15 protein-coding genes are annotated in these 16162 nt (G+C 39.7%); 11 read left to right on the forward strand and 4 right to left on the reverse strand.

What is annotated here, in order from left to right:
* Window positions 1-94: 94 nt before the first annotated feature.
* Window positions 95-406 carry a DUF962 domain-containing protein gene (locus tag H5154_RS03540; RefSeq protein WP_149982533.1) on the reverse strand — a complete coding sequence of 104 codons (312 nt, stop codon included), beginning with the start codon at window positions 404-406 and terminating at the stop codon, window positions 95-97.
* Between the two features lie 19 nt (window positions 407-425).
* Entirely contained in the window at window positions 426-1715 is a 1290-nt protein-coding gene (locus H5154_RS03545) for an anti-phage deoxyguanosine triphosphatase (protein ID WP_149982532.1), read from the reverse strand.
* A gap of 176 nt (window positions 1716-1891) precedes the next feature.
* Between H5154_RS03545 and H5154_RS03550 the strand changes: the two genes are divergently transcribed.
* The 6 genes from H5154_RS03550 to H5154_RS03575 all read left to right on the forward strand — a co-directional run bounded on the left by H5154_RS03550 (window position 1892) and on the right by H5154_RS03575 (window position 7326).
* Window positions 1892-2698 (forward strand): glucosaminidase domain-containing protein, encoded by an 807-nt coding sequence (locus H5154_RS03550; protein ID WP_182717413.1) that lies wholly within the window; start codon window positions 1892-1894, stop codon window positions 2696-2698.
* Complete coding sequence (locus tag H5154_RS03555) at window positions 2691-3359, forward strand: DUF2987 domain-containing protein (RefSeq protein WP_182717414.1); 669 nt, start codon at window positions 2691-2693, stop codon at window positions 3357-3359. The genes H5154_RS03550 and H5154_RS03555 overlap by 8 nt, the downstream gene beginning before the upstream one ends.
* Window positions 3360-3564: 205 nt before the next feature.
* Window positions 3565-4041 (forward strand): GreA/GreB family elongation factor, encoded by a 477-nt coding sequence (locus H5154_RS03560; protein WP_149982529.1) that lies wholly within the window; start codon window positions 3565-3567, stop codon window positions 4039-4041.
* A gap of 257 nt (window positions 4042-4298) precedes the next feature.
* On the forward strand, window positions 4299-5693 hold the full coding sequence (locus H5154_RS03565) for a RimK family protein (RefSeq protein ID WP_182717415.1): 1395 nt from the start codon (window positions 4299-4301) through the stop codon (window positions 5691-5693).
* Complete coding sequence (gene rimI / locus H5154_RS03570) at window positions 5693-6799, forward strand: ribosomal protein S18-alanine N-acetyltransferase (RefSeq protein ID WP_149982527.1); 1107 nt, start codon at window positions 5693-5695, stop codon at window positions 6797-6799. The genes H5154_RS03565 and rimI overlap by 1 nt, the downstream gene beginning before the upstream one ends.
* A 14-nt stretch (window positions 6800-6813) precedes the next feature.
* The gene (locus H5154_RS03575; RefSeq protein WP_145233140.1) at window positions 6814-7326 is read left to right on the forward strand and encodes an MgtC/SapB family protein; all 513 of its coding nucleotides are present in this window, start codon (window positions 6814-6816) and stop codon (window positions 7324-7326) included.
* Between the two features lie 11 nt (window positions 7327-7337).
* Here the strand turns inward: H5154_RS03575 and H5154_RS03580 are convergent, their stop codons facing one another.
* Window positions 7338-8570 (reverse strand): EAL domain-containing protein, encoded by a 1233-nt coding sequence (locus tag H5154_RS03580; protein ID WP_182717416.1) that lies wholly within the window; start codon window positions 8568-8570, stop codon window positions 7338-7340.
* 357 nt (window positions 8571-8927) lie between these two features.
* Here H5154_RS03580 and H5154_RS03585 point away from each other — a divergent pair, with 357 nt between their 5' ends.
* Window positions 8928-9746 (forward strand): ABC transporter substrate-binding protein, encoded by an 819-nt coding sequence (locus H5154_RS03585; protein ID WP_182717417.1) that lies wholly within the window; start codon window positions 8928-8930, stop codon window positions 9744-9746.
* Window positions 9747-9839: 93 nt separating this feature from the next.
* Here H5154_RS03585 and H5154_RS03590 read toward each other — a convergent pair whose 3' ends face one another.
* Window positions 9840-10850 carry a GlxA family transcriptional regulator gene (locus tag H5154_RS03590; RefSeq protein ID WP_182717418.1) on the reverse strand — a complete coding sequence of 337 codons (1011 nt, stop codon included), beginning with the start codon at window positions 10848-10850 and terminating at the stop codon, window positions 9840-9842.
* A 126-nt stretch (window positions 10851-10976) separates the two neighbouring features.
* On the opposite strand from H5154_RS03590, the gene H5154_RS03595 reads away from it, so the two are divergent.
* The 4 genes from H5154_RS03595 (at window position 10977) to H5154_RS03610 (ending at window position 16065) form a co-directional block, all read left to right on the forward strand.
* The gene (locus H5154_RS03595) at window positions 10977-12884 is read left to right on the forward strand and encodes a beta-ketoacyl synthase (protein WP_182717419.1); all 1908 of its coding nucleotides are present in this window, start codon (window positions 10977-10979) and stop codon (window positions 12882-12884) included.
* 185 nt (window positions 12885-13069) lie between these two features.
* A complete protein-coding gene (locus H5154_RS03600; RefSeq protein ID WP_182717420.1) occupies window positions 13070-14872 on the forward strand; it encodes a M14 family metallopeptidase in 1803 nt (600 codons plus the stop codon).
* Between the two features lie 3 nt (window positions 14873-14875).
* Window positions 14876-15517, forward strand: coding sequence for an MBL fold metallo-hydrolase (locus tag H5154_RS03605; protein ID WP_182717421.1), 642 nt, complete (start codon window positions 14876-14878; stop codon window positions 15515-15517).
* A gap of 89 nt (window positions 15518-15606) precedes the next feature.
* Window positions 15607-16065 (forward strand): Lrp/AsnC family transcriptional regulator, encoded by a 459-nt coding sequence (locus H5154_RS03610; RefSeq protein ID WP_016707271.1) that lies wholly within the window; start codon window positions 15607-15609, stop codon window positions 16063-16065.
* Window positions 16066-16162: the final 97 nt, after the last annotated feature.

Raw genomic sequence — 16162 nt, forward strand, 5'->3', positions numbered from 1 at the left:
AAAATGGCGTTAACTATATCACTGAAAAGCGACAAAAACAGGTTTGCATAATGATCTTTTTGCTTGTTTGTCGGTTATTACAAAACAACAGTGACTACCATTTTATTTTGCCAATCAGCATATCTTTAAACATCACCCAGTCTGCCCATAAGCTATAAAACGGGTATTTGAACGTAGCAGGGCGGTTTTTCTCAAAGAAGAAATGACCAACCCAGGCAAAACCATAACCAATAATGGGTAGCAACCACAACAGCATAAATTGTTGGCTATACAGCACATACAAAACGATAATAAGCACCAAAGAGCTACCAAAAAAATGTAACCGTTTGCAGGTAATATTTTTATGTTCTTGTAAGTAGTATGGGTAAAACTTCTTAAAGCTAGTAAATTCTGGTGTACTTTTCATATCACATATCTTGTTAATGCTAGCTATTACTTGAAAAAAGGCGTTGGTGTGTTTTAAACGCATACTCGTCAGTCATGCCACTTAAATAATCACAAATTACTCTGTGTGTATTACCATTTTGTTGTTGTGCTAGGCGAAACACATTTGCTGTGGTTTCAGGTAAAAGTCGTAATGGTTCGCAGGCAAATGCTTCAAATAATTCAATAATTAACTTTTGTCCTTTAAACTCAATTTGCTGCATATGTGAAGCACGAATGAGTCGTTGATAAATAAATGACTTTAAAGTCTCAAGTAAATGCTGATAACAGTGGGGTAGTTCAACGGTGTAATTTAAAATTGGATTTTCAAACTCAAGTTCTGTGTGCACAATGGATGATTGAGTAATAAATAAGTTTACTAATTCCCCAATCACATCTTTACGTTGTGCTTCGCTACCTAAAAATAGCCGCTCGGTTAAGTTACTGTCGCCAAGCCACTCACATTGCACAAGCTCAAGTGCGGGTAAGGCATGATTTTGCCACTCTTTTAGGGTGATTTGCTCTGTTGCAATTGCGTCTTCAAGGTCATGTACGGCATAAGCAATATCGTCGGCAAGTTCCATAATTGCTGCATCAAGGGATTTAAAACTGGTTTTAGATCTAAACTCATCGACGGCCTTAAAATCGCCTAAGCGTTGTTTATCAGCGTCAGATAAAGGCGCTACAATCCAGTCAAAGGTCGCTTTATCATCCTTGTATAAACCTTTTGCTGGACGCCAGTCGTCAGCTTTTATAAATGCACGTTGCGGATCATGATGTGGGATGGTGTGCCATAAGTCATCAATAAAAGCCGGGTATTTTATAAAGCCAAGCAAAGTACGGCGCGTTAAGTTCATACCATGACCATCACTGTATGGTTCGAGTCTTGAAACAATGCGCAGTGTTTGTGCATTGCCTTCAAAACCACCATGTTCACGCATCATGTAGTTAAGGGCAATTTCACCGCCATGGCCATAAGGAGGATGGCCTATATCATGCGCCAAACAAAGCGTCTCAAGCAAACTAGGGTCGGGAAAATGTGTGAAGTCAGGGTGTTGTTTCTCTAAATGACGAAGTAAACCACTGCCAATTTGCGATACCTCTAAAGAATGAGTTAATCGTGTACGATGAAAATCATTTAGGCCAATTCCCATTATCTGAGTTTTAGCTTGCAAACGTCTAAATGCAGCTGCATGGATTATCCGGGAGCGGTCTACTTGCCACGCTGAGCGATTGTCATTAGGGCGAAACTTGTTTTGATTTATTATGCGGCTTTGCCAGTCTAATTCCATTAATGAGTATCCGGTAACTTTTTTAGCGTTTCTATGCGCATAATTGTAGCTGATTTTTTTAGATTATAAATCCTTCAAATGGGTATATTCGCCTTTATTGAAGGGCTTAGGTATAATGAATGGTCAGATGCGTGTGGATATACCATGCATAAATGTTAGTTTCTTTGAGAGAATACATGCTTAAGTATCTTTTTCGTTTAATCGTTAGCCTATTTTTTATTTGGGCATTGAGTTACCCATTTATAGAAAAATCGGATCCAGTTATTGAGGACGAAACAACCTCAATCAAGCCACAAGTCAAAAAGAAAGAAAAGCCATTACATAATGTTAAACTTCCTGACTTTGATGGTTTTAGTGATGTAAAAGAAAAAAAACATGCTTTTTTTAACTTTATTCGGCCGCATGTTGAGGCTGAAAATAAAAAAATTCTGCAGCAGCGGGCAACGTTGGAGATTGCATTGATGATGATGCAATACGATGAGCCATTAAGTCGCACGCAAACCAAGCAAGTTAAAACGATTTTAAATAGCTATAAATTACCAGAAACGATTGATAGTTTGTCTTTGCGTAAGGCATTAAGCCGAGTTGATATTATTCCTAAAGAGTTAGCGCTGATGCAAGCGGCCAACGAATCAGCATGGGGAACGTCTCGATTTGCTCGAATAGGTTTAAACTTTTTTGGTCAGTGGTGTTATAGCAAGGGCTGCGGTATGGTGCCTAATCGTCGTAATACCGGTGCAGATCATGAGGTGGCGGCATTTAAATCTGTGCGCGCAGCCGTGACTTCTTATTTTAAGAATATTAATACTCATGCTGCCTATAAACATTTACGTAGTATCCGCGCCGATTTACGTTTACAAGAAAAGCCAATTTCAGCGACTAAACTAAGCTACGGATTAACCTCATACTCTGAGCGTGGTGAGGCGTATATCGAAGAATTAAATCAAATGATCAACCAAAATAGAGCCTACTTTGATGAATAACCCAGTACGTAGTATCAGTCATATTATGGCAGCTGCCGCTGTACTAATAGCAACATTTACTGTGCAAGCAAAAGAGTTTGTGGTCTCCTATGATGGCTTTTATGATCGTTTAAAAGTCGTCAATAAAGGTGATTTTCAATTTGCTCAGGTCAATTTTTATATCACCGACATTGCTAGTAATGATGAATGTTTAATTAAAACCGGGCGCATTATTACTGAGCGAGAGGAGTTTCCACTTAATTACACTGAGCATGCTCAGCTTTTACTTCCTTTTGATAAACAACTTGATACAAATAAAGCTGTGGTGGTTATCGAGCCTCAGAACGAAAATCACGATTGCCAGTTAAAACTGCAAATTGAAGCGCGTGAGTTTAATAATAGTAATTTGAATAAACACCAGTTGTATCAGCTTAATAATGAATTTGATGAATTATTATCGGATCTGTCGGGTTTTTTTGTTAGCAAACTGATGAGCTTTTTATTGCCTGAACAACAAGGTGTAGTGCTGACTTTTGCAGATCCAGTCACTATTGCCGATCCTGCTTTTGATTGCCAAGGGGCAATTTGTCATGTCAGAGTTACTGAGCAGTGGGAAGACGATAAAACAGCATTTGCTGTGTCGGTGCCATTACTAAAAGTAACGCCATGGATAGCTAAGTAGTAAAAAACAGTTCAGCAAGCGTTGTTAACAACAGCGCTTGATTTATGTTATTACTAATCAAGAGTAATCAAGAGTAATTAAAAAATATCCTTCCATATTTACTAATCAATGCCTATGAATAACCATGTTTTTAGGCAATTGAGTTACATGCAGCCCAAAGCACGTTAAAATACAGTCATTATAGATTTAAAATAATTCCTTAGATATGAATAAAACCCATGTGATTGAATGCCTGCGTTTTGCTTTAGAAGCGCAACTTACTACCGCGCAGGCTGCTGCAAAGACAGCCCATGACACCGCCACTCATGAAGAAAACATTGCTGAAAATAAATACGATACATTAGGCCTAGAAGCTGCCTATTTGGCACAAGGGCAAGCACAGCGTGTGAATGACTGCCATTTGAGTATTATCGAGTTTGAAAAGGCATTTAAAATCGCTGTATCAAGTAAAGTTACCATTGGTTCGCTGGTCTGTATCTGCGATGAAGACGAAAATCTAAAATGGTATTTTTTAGGACCACTTTCTGGTGGTTTAAGCATTAAAATAAAAGACACCACAGTGTATGTTCTCACACCACTGTCGCCATTAGGTCAATTACTGATGGATAAGCAACAAGGTGATGAGTTTAGTTTTACAATAGCAAATAAATCCACGTTATTAGAAATTGTTTCAATAAGTTAGTGGTGATGAAAGGCGCTTTAACCAGCTTTATTAGACCTTACTGTGGTTGATTAAATTTACTTATCTTAACGCTAAAAATTACTCGTTGGTAAGGTAGCGAAAAACCCTTTATAAATCACCTGTAGATTAAGCAGTAGCTGAATCTAAAGCACCCATCCTGTTAAGTACACCAGTAGCACAACAATGACTTAGCAGTATGGGTGTTTCTATTTACATTCACTCTTATATTTGTATTTTGACTTATTTTAGGAAAAGTCGTGTTTAAAACCTTGATTGTGGTTGATAACAACGAGCAGGCACTTGCTCATTCATTCGAAAACGTAATTACCTTCAACACTTACTTACGAGATTACCCAAAGCATAATGAGCCAAAAACGCGCATTATTAATCTATGCGACTCAAGCCAATACTTGAGTAAAGGCTATTATTGCTCATTACTTGCTGAGGCACGTAAACATCAGGTATTACCAAGTGTAAAAACGATTAATGCGCTACGTAGTGGCCAAACTTTAATGCTTAATATTGGTCATCTTGATGATGCCTTATATTTTGGGCACGCAGTAAATGAATTACAAAATAAAGCGGCAAAAATGGTATTTAAACAATATCCAGCGCCTATTTTATTTGTAGATGAAGCTGGGCTGTTACAGCAAGGTTCATTGGCGTCGCTTAATGCTCAGCAGCATCAAGACTTTGTTGCTAAATTAACTGAGTTTACGCAAACACAGTGGCGTATAAGCAGTACGCAAAAACGTTACCGCTGGGATATGGCTATTTTAGTTGATCACAATGAAAAAGTACCACCAAGCGATAAAGATGCAATAGCCCGTTTTATCAAAGCGGCAGCTAAACATGGTATCTATGCTCAAGCGCTAAGCTTTGACGAAATAGATAATATCGCTCAGTTTGATGCGCTATTTATTCGTCAAACAACTGCAATTGACCACCCAACTTATCGTCTGGCAAGTAAGGCGCAGAGCCTAGGATTAGTGGTGATTGATGATGCTGAGTCTATTTTACGCTGTTGTAATAAAGTGTATTTGCATGATGCGTTTAATTATCAAAAAGTACCGAGCTTAAAAACCGTAGTAGTAGCTGATCAAAGTGATGAAACCATCAGTCAGCTTGAAGAGGCATTTACTTATCCACTAGTGCTTAAAATGCCGGAAGGGTCGTTTTCAAAAGGTGTCTACAAAGTAACTGATCGCAATGAGCTGGCAGCAAAATTGGCTGAGCTATTTGAATTTAGCGCTTTAGTTCTAGCCCAAGAATATATGTACACAGAATACGATTGGCGAGTAGGGGTACTAAATGGTCGTGCTATCTATGCATGCCGTTATTTAATGGCTCGCAATCATTGGCAAATTTATAATCATGATGCAAAACGGTTTTTCTCTGGTGGTTTTGAAACACTGCCTACTTTTGAGTTGCCAAAAGCAGTTTTAGATGCGGCATTAAAAGCATGTAAAACTGTAGGCAAAGGGCTCTATGGTGTGGATGTTAAAGAACACCAAGGCCGTGCATATGTGCTTGAAGTAAACGATAACCCAAGTATTGACCATAAAGTAGAAGATGGTTACTTAGGTGATGAACTCTATATGATCATTATGGAAGAATTTAAACAACGCCTCGAAGCACGAGGCCGGAGTTAATGACCGAGCATAGTGTGGCAGTTCGCGCTGCCACAGATAGCGATTTAAAAGCGTTACTTGAGATAGAGCAGCAAAGTTTTAATCAAGATAGATTAAGTGCGCGTAGCTTGAAGCGCTGGATTGCAGCCAAACATGGTATTTTAATGGTTGCAGAGTTAGATCAACAGATACTCGGCTATGGCTTAGTGTGGTGTCATAAAGGCACTCGTTTAGCACGTTTATATTCGCTAGCAGTTGCACCAAATGCACAAGGCAAAGGCATTGCTCAGCAGCTTTTGAAAGCACTAGAAAGAGCAACGGCTGAACGCGGGCGGTTATTTATGCGTCTTGAAGTGGCGGTAAATAATAAAGCTGCAATCGCACTTTATGAAAAGCTTGGCTATCGGGTATTTGGGCAATACAGTGACTATTATGATGATCATAGTGATGCCTTGCGGATGCAAAAAAACATTCGTAAAACTAATGAGCTTGAGTTTTCGCGTGTAACGCCTTGGTATCAACAAACAACCGAATTTACTTGCGGGCCAGCGGCATTACTAATGGCAATGTCATCAATAAAAAAAGCGATTATTTCACAAGTGAATGAGCTTGATATTTGGCGTGAAGCAACCACTATTTTTATGACCTCAGGTCATGGCGGTTGTCATCCATTAGGACTTGCTTTAGCTGCCAATAAACGCGGTTTTACAGCCGATGTGATTATTAATACACGTGATACATTGTTTGTTGATGGCGTAAGAAGTGACAAGAAGAAAGCGATTTTACATACGGTTCATAATCAATTTGTGGTTGAGGCAATTAATCACAAACTAGATGTGAAGTATCAAGACTTAACCCTTGAGCACATAGAGCGCTGGTTAGCAGCAAAAATGGCCGTGGTGCTATTGATCAGTACGTATCGCTTTGATGGTAAAAAGTCACCGCATTGGGTGTGTGTAACGCATTTAGATGAGCATTGTTTATATGTTCATGACCCTTTTTGTGAAAGCGATAAACAGCTGGCGATTGATTGTCAACACGTACCCATCGCTAAGAGTGACTTTTTAAAAATGGCCAGTTTCGGTAGTTCTCGTTTGAGTACGGCACTGGCTATACACATGCAGTAATTTTAGGATTTTGAGTGACTTTTTTTGAATTAGTAGATATCGCCCCCTATTCGTGGTCGGCAATAGGCAGTGCTGCATTTTGTGGCGCTTTGATTGGTATGGAACGCCAGTTACGGGGCAAACCAGTAGGAATAAGAACCTCAGTACTGATTATATTAGGTACTTATTTGTTTTTAGCCACGGCGTTTATGCTCCATGGTGATGTGATTGACCACTCGCGCGTGGTTGGTCAAATTATTACTGGCATCGGCTTTTTAGGTGCTGGAGTTATGCTCGCTAAAGATGGTGCTGTGGTTGGGGTAACATCGGCGGCAACTATCTGGGTTTTGGCATCTATTGGTGTAGTGATTGCAACCGATAATTTATTGGCAGCTATTAAACTATCCATTTTAGTGGTGGGTATTTTATATGGTGTAGATGTCCTTGAAGCTAAGTTTAAAAGCTTAAGTAAAGGTGTACACGCTAAAGTTAAAAGTTATCACAAACGATACTATCGAAAAGAAATTAACGAGTCAGAACGCCACTAAGAGTGGCGTTTTTATGTTGATAAAGTCATGCTTTGATAGCTCAATGCATCTTCAATAGGAGCAGGGCGGCCAATAAAGTAACCTTGCACATTATCAACATTTAATTTTCTTAATGCGTTAAGCTCTGCTTGCGTTTCAATGCCTTCGGCAACAATCGTACAGTCTATTGCTTTAGCAAAGCCACACAGTGCCTTGGCCAGTAAAAACTTCCGATTGTCTTTATTTATATTTTGCGTAAGGCTGATATCTAATTTAATAATGTCGGCTTCTAGTTCTAAAATATGTTGAAACGACGAAAAGCCAGCACCTACATCATCAATAGCCAAACGTAGCCCTTTTTTTCGCAGTGGCGCTAATGCAGCTCGCATTACTGTATAGTCTGATATTGGTGAATGTTCAGTTATTTCTAATACCAACCTTGAACAATCGGCTCCTTGCAGAGTATATTCAAGTGCACCCGAGAGTATATGGGATGGTGAACAATTAATGGCGATATAAGTGGTATCATTAAATTGCGCAATATAGGCGAGGCTGTTTTTTATTGCCAGCATTTCCAGAGATTCATCTAGGCCCACATCTGTTGCCTCTTTAAACCAGAGATCAGGTGTTTTATAAGGTTTGGTAAAAAAGCGTGACAGTGATTCAAAGCCCGCAATTTTATTACTAAATAGATTAAAAATAGGCTGAAAATAAATACTTATATTGTTGCTTGCAATAACCTCTTCAATTGCTAATTTGGTTTGGCCATGCAATGCAGTGTTATGCAGGTTTTTTTCAATTAATCCAGTTGCAATTTCAGAGATTATGTTTAAAAAAGACAAGTCCCGCTCGTTTAAGCTTTCATCATGATGCGATTTGTAACAACAAAATGTACCATATAATTTACCATTTGAAAGATTGATAGGCACACCAATATAAGCGCCTATGTTTAACTTGTCGGTTACTGGCATTATTTGAGTAATTGGATTTGTTTTTGAATTGGTAATAATAGGGCTAAGCTGTTTCTCACTGATTTTATGGCAATATGTTTCATTAATAGGATCGGAATTGCCCACTTTAACCGTTTTATTTGCTGATGGATTATCGACAACTTTGAAAACGCGCTCATCGTTAATAAACTCTGAAATAAAAGCAACATCCATATTTAAATGTTTGCGCACCAATCCCAGCAAATTTGTCAATTTAGCATCGATTGTTGAATTATCTTTTTGATCCAAAAGCACATCGCTAAAATTTGCCGTCATGGCGCCTCCATGTAATTTTTAGCACTTTTAATGCTATTACTATAATTTATATAGATATAAACGTCTAATTAGCGTTTGATTTTATTTGCTGCTTAGTTCGGTTTTCTCTATCTATGATCGAGGGACTAGCTCGTTTAAAGATTTACAGTCCAGCGCGATTAAATCGGTTGTTAGTGGCCTAGCAAGTCCGGCATCTAGATGGTCCTTGTCGTACGCTTATCGTAATAATAAGAGTAAGCCTATGCTTTTGTTATTTTAGCGTTTGAGTAGGTATACTAATTGGGGAAGTTAAGATTTGTAAAAAATATTAATCTGACTACGCTAATAACCAGTGATTATTTATTTAGGTGTTGTTTAATGGAATCGAGTTGGCAAATAATACAGTGGAATGGGCCGAAAAGAATTGCATTACTGCTGTTTGCTTTCTTTTTTACAATACCGGTAGTGGCCCAACCAAGCTATCGTGTTGTGATATTAGTCGATGATAGTTATCCCCCATATTCTTACCTTAAAGACGGTGAGTTAGTGGGCTTATATGTTGATGTAGTTCGTCAAGCTGCCGATTTGGTCAGTGAAAAATATATTATAGAGTTGCAACCAGTACCTTGGAAGCGCGGTGTTGACGCACTTAGACGAGGAGAGGACTTTGCCTTACTACCTCCTTATAAAAATGTGCAAGGGCGCAGTTTTATTTGGCCTTACTCAGAGCCGCTGCATGAAGAAGTAATACAAGCTTTTTGTAATCCAAACTCAAGCTTACTCAAGATTGAAAACACAGAATATCCATTAAAGCCGATTAATGTTGGTATCAATGCAGGGTATCTCTTATTCGATCAAGCATTGAACACTGCCCTGGAGCAAAACAAAATAAAAATATGGGAAAACAAAGATACATTATCAAATATTTTGAAGCTGGCTAAAAATAGAATCGACTGTTATATCAATGACAAGTGGGCCATCTTATCAGGTATTAAAGCACTTAAGCAAAGCCATCCATTTGTTGATTTGAGTCAACTTCAGCAAGACAGAATTATTTTCAAGCGAACTGCTCACATTGGTTATTTGAAAGCGCCATCAGAAAAATTTCCATTTAAGGATGACTTTATTAAAGAAATGGACGCAGCATTAAAGTTAGTATTTGAAAGGCGTACTCAAATCGACAGCGATGGTAAATGATGCGCGTTAAACGTCGATACTCATGTTTAACCCGCACTGTATATTTTGCTATCTAAAAGGTTTAACTGTTTAAAAATAACACCCCGCAACTTATTAACCAAATAACTTTCTTCTAACCACTTTTCGATACTCGCTAGGCGTTTGCGAGAGCACTTTCTTAAACACGCGGGTTAAATGACCTTGATCATTGTAACCCACCTCTAAAGCAACCTCCTGAATTGATAAGTTAGATGATGCAAGTAGCTCTTTGGCTGTTTGTACGCGTAATTGCTGCCAATATTCAATGGGGCTTTGGTTGGTCGCAATGCGAAAACGGCGGGTAAAAGAGCGGTAACTCAAACTAAATAGTTGAGCTACCTCTGTTAAACTTTGTTCTGTGGTTAAGTTGTTTTTTAACCAAAATTGAATTTGCGCGATGAGTTCATCTGGATGCCGATCAACGGCGCCTTCAAGGTAGCGCTGGTCTTCGTAAGGTTTCCTAATTTCGTGAGAAAAGTTGCGCTCAACATGCTGAGCGGCGGCCTGTCCGTAGTATTGGCTAATAATATGCACGATCACATCTGCTAAGGCATTTAGACTTGCCACACTGTATAAGCGCTCAGATTGAGTGATAAAAAAATCAGGCTTGAGCAGCACTTGTGGGTAGTCGCGTTTAAATTGTTCTGCATAATGCCAATGAGTGGTAGCGGGGTGACCATTTAATAACTTAGCTTCAGCGACTAAGCAATTGCCAGTACCCACGCCAATGATTGAGCTACCCGTTTGCCAGCTGCTGGCAAGCCACTGAACTAACCCAGAGTTTGCTCTGACAACAGGGCGAGGATTGCGCCAAATACCGGGCACAATAATCAAGTCACTGTAAGGTGCTGTGCCGTAAGTGTGATCCGGTAATATTGCTAAGCCGCTGCGATTTTTGATAGGTTCGCTGTCCTCAGCGATTAAATTAATCGTTAATGGCCGAAAAATTTTGCTGTTTAGATGCCCCTTGGCGTACGCCTCACCGGCTCTGAGCATTTCAATTGGCAAGGTGACACTGGTGATCAATAAGTGCTGGTATACCAAAATACTTATTTGCAAAGGGCTAAGTACCAAGTTGTTGTCCATTTAATTGCTCCGACCAGTTTGATTTGGCCTCATAGGCTCATTATTTGGCTATTTAAGCACAATGTTGATAATTAAATCCATCTAAACTGCAAGCTTCTCCTATAACACGTTTTCTCAAGGTAAATTATGACAGCATTACCCGTTATTATCGGCATGGGTGGAATTAACGCCGCAGGCCGTACTTCTTTTCATCAAGGTTATCGTCGTATCGTGTTAAATAACTTAGATACTCAAGCCCGGCAAGAAACATTTTTAGGCCTCGCCACGTTAATGAATTTAGTGAGTCTTGTGAATGGGCAACTGCAAGATTTAAAAGGCAATACTGTTGAGCAAAGCGACATAGAAGCACGCTTTGGTGAGCAAATTATTGCCGGTACGTTAATTCGTAAAATTGAAAAAGAGCATTTTGATGTCGATGCAACACCATGGCAGCAAAAAATGACGTTAACCGCGTCAGATGAAAGCGCCATTGTGTTTGAAACACGTCGTCGAGATTTACCTTCGCCGGTCCCTACAAGTTGGCAAGTAGAAGAGCTTGAAAATAAAAAAGTAAAAGTAACCATTGCGGCTCAGTTTGATATTAAACATGATTCTACTCGCGATAATCCGATTAAATCGGCTGGGCAACTACCAACAGGGTTTGATCCATCTCTTATGTACAACAGTCGCTACCAGCCACGTGGTTTACAAGCCACTATTTTTGCTGCTACTGACGCGATTAAATCAACCGGACTTGATTGGCAACACATTATGAATAGTGTTGAGCCTGATAAAATTGGCACTTATTCAGCGTCGGTTATTGGTCAAATGGATGACAAGGGCTTAGGTGGTTTAGTAAAAGCGCGCCAGCAAGGTGACCGCGTCAGCACCAAGCAGTTAGCGCTTGGCTTAAATACAATGTCGACCGATTTTATTAATGCCTATGTGACGGGCAATGTAGGCACTACGTTTTCAACTTCTGGCGCGTGTGCAACATTTTTATATAACTTGCGCGCTGCAGTAAACGATATACAAGCAGGGCGAACACGTGTTGCTATTGTGGCAAGTGTTGAATGCGCAATTACTCCTGAAGTTGTTGAAGGCTTTGGCAATATGAATGCGCTGGCGAATATTGAAGGTTTACGCCGCTTGGATAACTTAAGCAATGATGATGAGCCTGATTATCGTAAAAGTAGCCGCCCATTTGGCGAAAATTGTGGCTTTACTTTAGGTGAAGGCGCACAAGTAGCGATTCTAATGGATGATGTGTTAGCACTGGAGTTGGGTGCAGACATTCTAGGCTGCGTGCCTGATGTATTTGTAAATGCTGATGGCGTTAAAAAATCAATTACATCACCGGGACCGGGTAATTATATAACCATGGCTAAGTCGGCGGCATTAGCCACGAGCTTATTAGGTAAAGAAGCATTACAACAACGTAGCTTTATTTTAGCGCATGGTTCAAGCACACCGCAAAACCGCGTAACAGAGTCATTAATTTATCATAAGGTGGCACAAACGTTTGCCATTGATAATTGGAAAGTAGCAGCACCAAAAGCGTATGTAGGGCACACAATTGCGCCAGCTAGTGGCGACCAATTAGCGATGGCGCTGGGTGTATTTGCACATAATATTATGCCGGGTATTACCACCATAGATAAAGTGGCAAAGGATGTGCATAACCAGTATTTAGATATTCGTACTGAGCATTATCAATGCGAAGACATGGATATTGCTTTTATTAATTCAAAAGGCTTTGGCGGAAATAATGCCACCGCCACTGTTTTGTCACCCATGGTGACCATGAAAATGTTAGCAAAACGCCATGGTAGTGCGGTGATGGATGCATATGCATTGAGCAATCAAACCGTTACAGCTGCTCAGACTAATTATCAGCAACAAGCTGACCTAGGACAATATGAGCTAATCTATCGCTTTGGTGATGGCATGATTGATGAAGATGAAATTGTCATTTCTGATACCGACATGCATATTCCCGGTTTTGATAAAGCCATTGCATTTAGTAAAACGAATCCTTATCAAGATATGTTTTAAGCACATTATTCTTGAGTGGCAAGGCGCTTTTATAGCGCCTTTTTTAATGCGTGAAAATTAGCCCTATAAAGTTTTTAAATTGTCATTGGCTGCATTTTTTTGTTGAATCACCGCAGTTTACGCGATCTGTCATTTATCCTTGTTATAATTTCAAGCTATTAAAGAGGCCAACGTTTGAGAGTCCTATGATCGCCAGTTTATTATTGTTAAGTGCCAGTGTTACATTAGATAGCCATTTACCGCCATTGTTGCCATGGCAAGGTCAAAGTTTGGCACTGATACAACAAAAAGGCCCATTAACCACTGATTTCGAACTAAGCGAAGGGCTAAAGTCACCAAATTATCAGCAAACTATGGCCTTTGTAGATCGTCTTGTTGCAGCAAACCCTACCCAATTCCAAGTGCAAACTATTGCACATAGTGCCAGTGGCCGTGCGATCAACATGATGGTAGCAAGCGAAGATGGTGCATTTACACCTTCGCAGTTAATGCAAAACGCCAAGCCGACTATTTTTATTCAAGCGGGAATTCATGCCGGCGAAATTGACGGTAAAGATGCGATGTTTATGTTGCTACGCGATATTGCAACCGGTAAACGTCGAGATATTTTAAGCCAAGTGAACATCTTATTTATTCCTATTTTAAATGTTGATGGCCATGAGCGTAGTAGTCAGTTTAATCGCATAAACCAGCGTGGGCCAGTTGAAATGGGCTTTAGAACCAATGCTAATAATTTAAATTTAAATCGTGATTTCACCAAACTAGATACGCCGGAAGTACGTGGTGTATTAAAGGTGATCAAGCAGTTTAACCCAGATTTATATATCGATGTGCATGTGACTGACGGTGCAGATTATCAATACGATGTAACTTACGGGTACAACCCCGTATTTGCCAGTGAATCGCCAAGTGTGTCAGATGCGCTCAATAATTATTTTAAACCTATCATCGACACAAAATTACAAGAGCAAGGCCATATACCTGGGCCGCTGGTATTTGTAATGGATAAGCGCGAGTTTAAAAAAGGCTTAGCGGGCTGGGTTGCCACGCCTCGTTATTCGAATGGTTGGGGGGATTTAAGATCGTTACCCACAATTCTTGTCGAAAATCATTCATTAAAACCGTATAAACAACGTGTACTTGGCACCTATGTATTTTTAGATGGGGCTATTTCAGCATTGGCGCAACATCATCATCAATTAACCGAAGCGGTTGAAAAAGAACGAGCTTTTGTGCCAAGCCAGCTTATTGTTGAACGCAGTTATGCAAAAGAGCCAAACACTATCGCATTTGCAGGGATCAAATATTCGCGCAGTAAAAGCGCCTTGAGTGGCCAGATGGAAGTAAAGTATTTAGGCGAAAAACAGCACTATGATGCGTTGCCTATTTACTGGCAGAAGGACGCAAAAACCGTGATCACCGTACCAAGTACATTTTATATTCCACCTGCGTATCCAGACATTGTCGAAAAACTCAAATTACATGGTATTACAGTAGAAAACGTGAGCAGTGATGAGCTGGTAACTAATTTAAAAGTCGCGGTAGTAACAAAGCATGAATTTGATAAAGCGCCGTTTGAAGGACGCTTTCGAGTAAACACAGATTTTGATTTTGTTGATGTACCAGAAAAGTCTTTGACCGGTTGGTATAAAGTTGAAACTGCTCAACCTTTCGGTGAGTTAGTTGCCCATCTTTTACACCCCAAAGCACCGGATTCATTTTTTGCGTGGGGTGAGTTTAATACGATTTTTCAACGTACTGAGTACATGGAAAACTATGCATTAGCGCCGTATGCTCGCCATATGCTCAAAGATAAACCGGCACTTGCACTTGAGTTTGATAAAAAAATTCGTGAGGATGCCGCTTTTGCTAAAGATGCACAAGCACGATTAAACTGGCTCTATGAGCATACGCCATTTTATGATCAAGCTTATTTAAAGTATCCTGTGCTGATGACATTTGACACTAAACCGCAAATAAAGAATTAACATATGGAAATAATTACCGTACCGGTGACCGCTTTTGCACAAAATTGCCGAGTGGTTATTTGTAAACAAACACGCCACGCAGCGGTTATCGACCCGGGTGGCGACGCTGATAAAATCATTACTGAGCTTGCCAAGCATCAGTTAAGCTTGCAGTGTATTTTACTCACCCATGGCCATCTTGATCATGTCGGTGCGGCAAAAGTACTTGCTGAGCATTTTTCTGTTGATATTGTCGGGCCACAAAAAGAAGAATTGTTTTGGTTTGATGCATTACCTATGCAAGCGCAAATGTTTGGCTTTGCACCAATTGCGCCTTTTCATCCTCAGCATTGGTTAAGTCATGGCGATACGTTTACATTGGGTCAATTGCGATTTGACATTCGTCATTGTCCGGGCCACACGCCTGGGCATATTGTATTTTATGAAGCAACACATCAGTTAGTGATAGTGGGTGATGTTATTTTTAAAGGCTCAGTAGGGCGTACAGACTTCCCTAAAGGGGATGCCCAGCAGTTACTTGACTCGATTAAAAATCAAATTTTGACACTGCCTGATGAAACGCGAATTCTATCTGGGCATGGACCTGACACTAAAGTGCTGACTGAGCGCATATCGAATCCATTTATAAGTGGTAAATTTGGTTAGTTGCGCATAATAAATGCATAAAAGTACAAGACTCAACCTATAAACCAATGTATAATTTAACCAATTTAGTAAAATAAATAAGAAATAAAATGTCTCTAAATCATGTTGACCGCCAAATTTTGGCACTGTTACAGCAAGATGCAAGTCTTTCGACCGCTGATATTGCTGATAAAGTCGGTTTATCTCAATCACCTTGTTGGCGTCGTATTGCTAAGCTTGAGCAAGATGGTTACATCAAAGGCAAAGTTGCCTTATTGGATGAGAAAAAGCTCGGCTTTGATATGCTAGTGTACGCTCATGTTCGTTTATCAAATCATGGCCGTACAAATTTAGCTGAGTTTGAACGACTTATCCTAAGTTATGATGAAGTAACAGAATGTTACAGTATGGCTGGCACTATGGACTTTATGTTGCGGATCATTTCTAAAGGCATTGAAGGCTATGAACAGTTTGTTCGTGATAATTTATTGAATCTTGAATTTGTTCAAGAAGTTCACTCAAACGTCACTATGACTTGTGTCAAACGCAGTACATCGCTGCCACTTTAATCGTATCTAATCATGCTAGCGCTATAAAGGCGTTAGCTTGTTCCTCTTACTGCAATTGTTAACCTTAGCTTAATTTGTTAGAATTCAGCGCTTTTTT

This window comes from Pseudoalteromonas sp. SR44-5, assembly GCF_014163675.1.
Lineage (GTDB): Bacteria > Pseudomonadota > Gammaproteobacteria > Enterobacterales > Alteromonadaceae > Pseudoalteromonas > Pseudoalteromonas rhizosphaerae.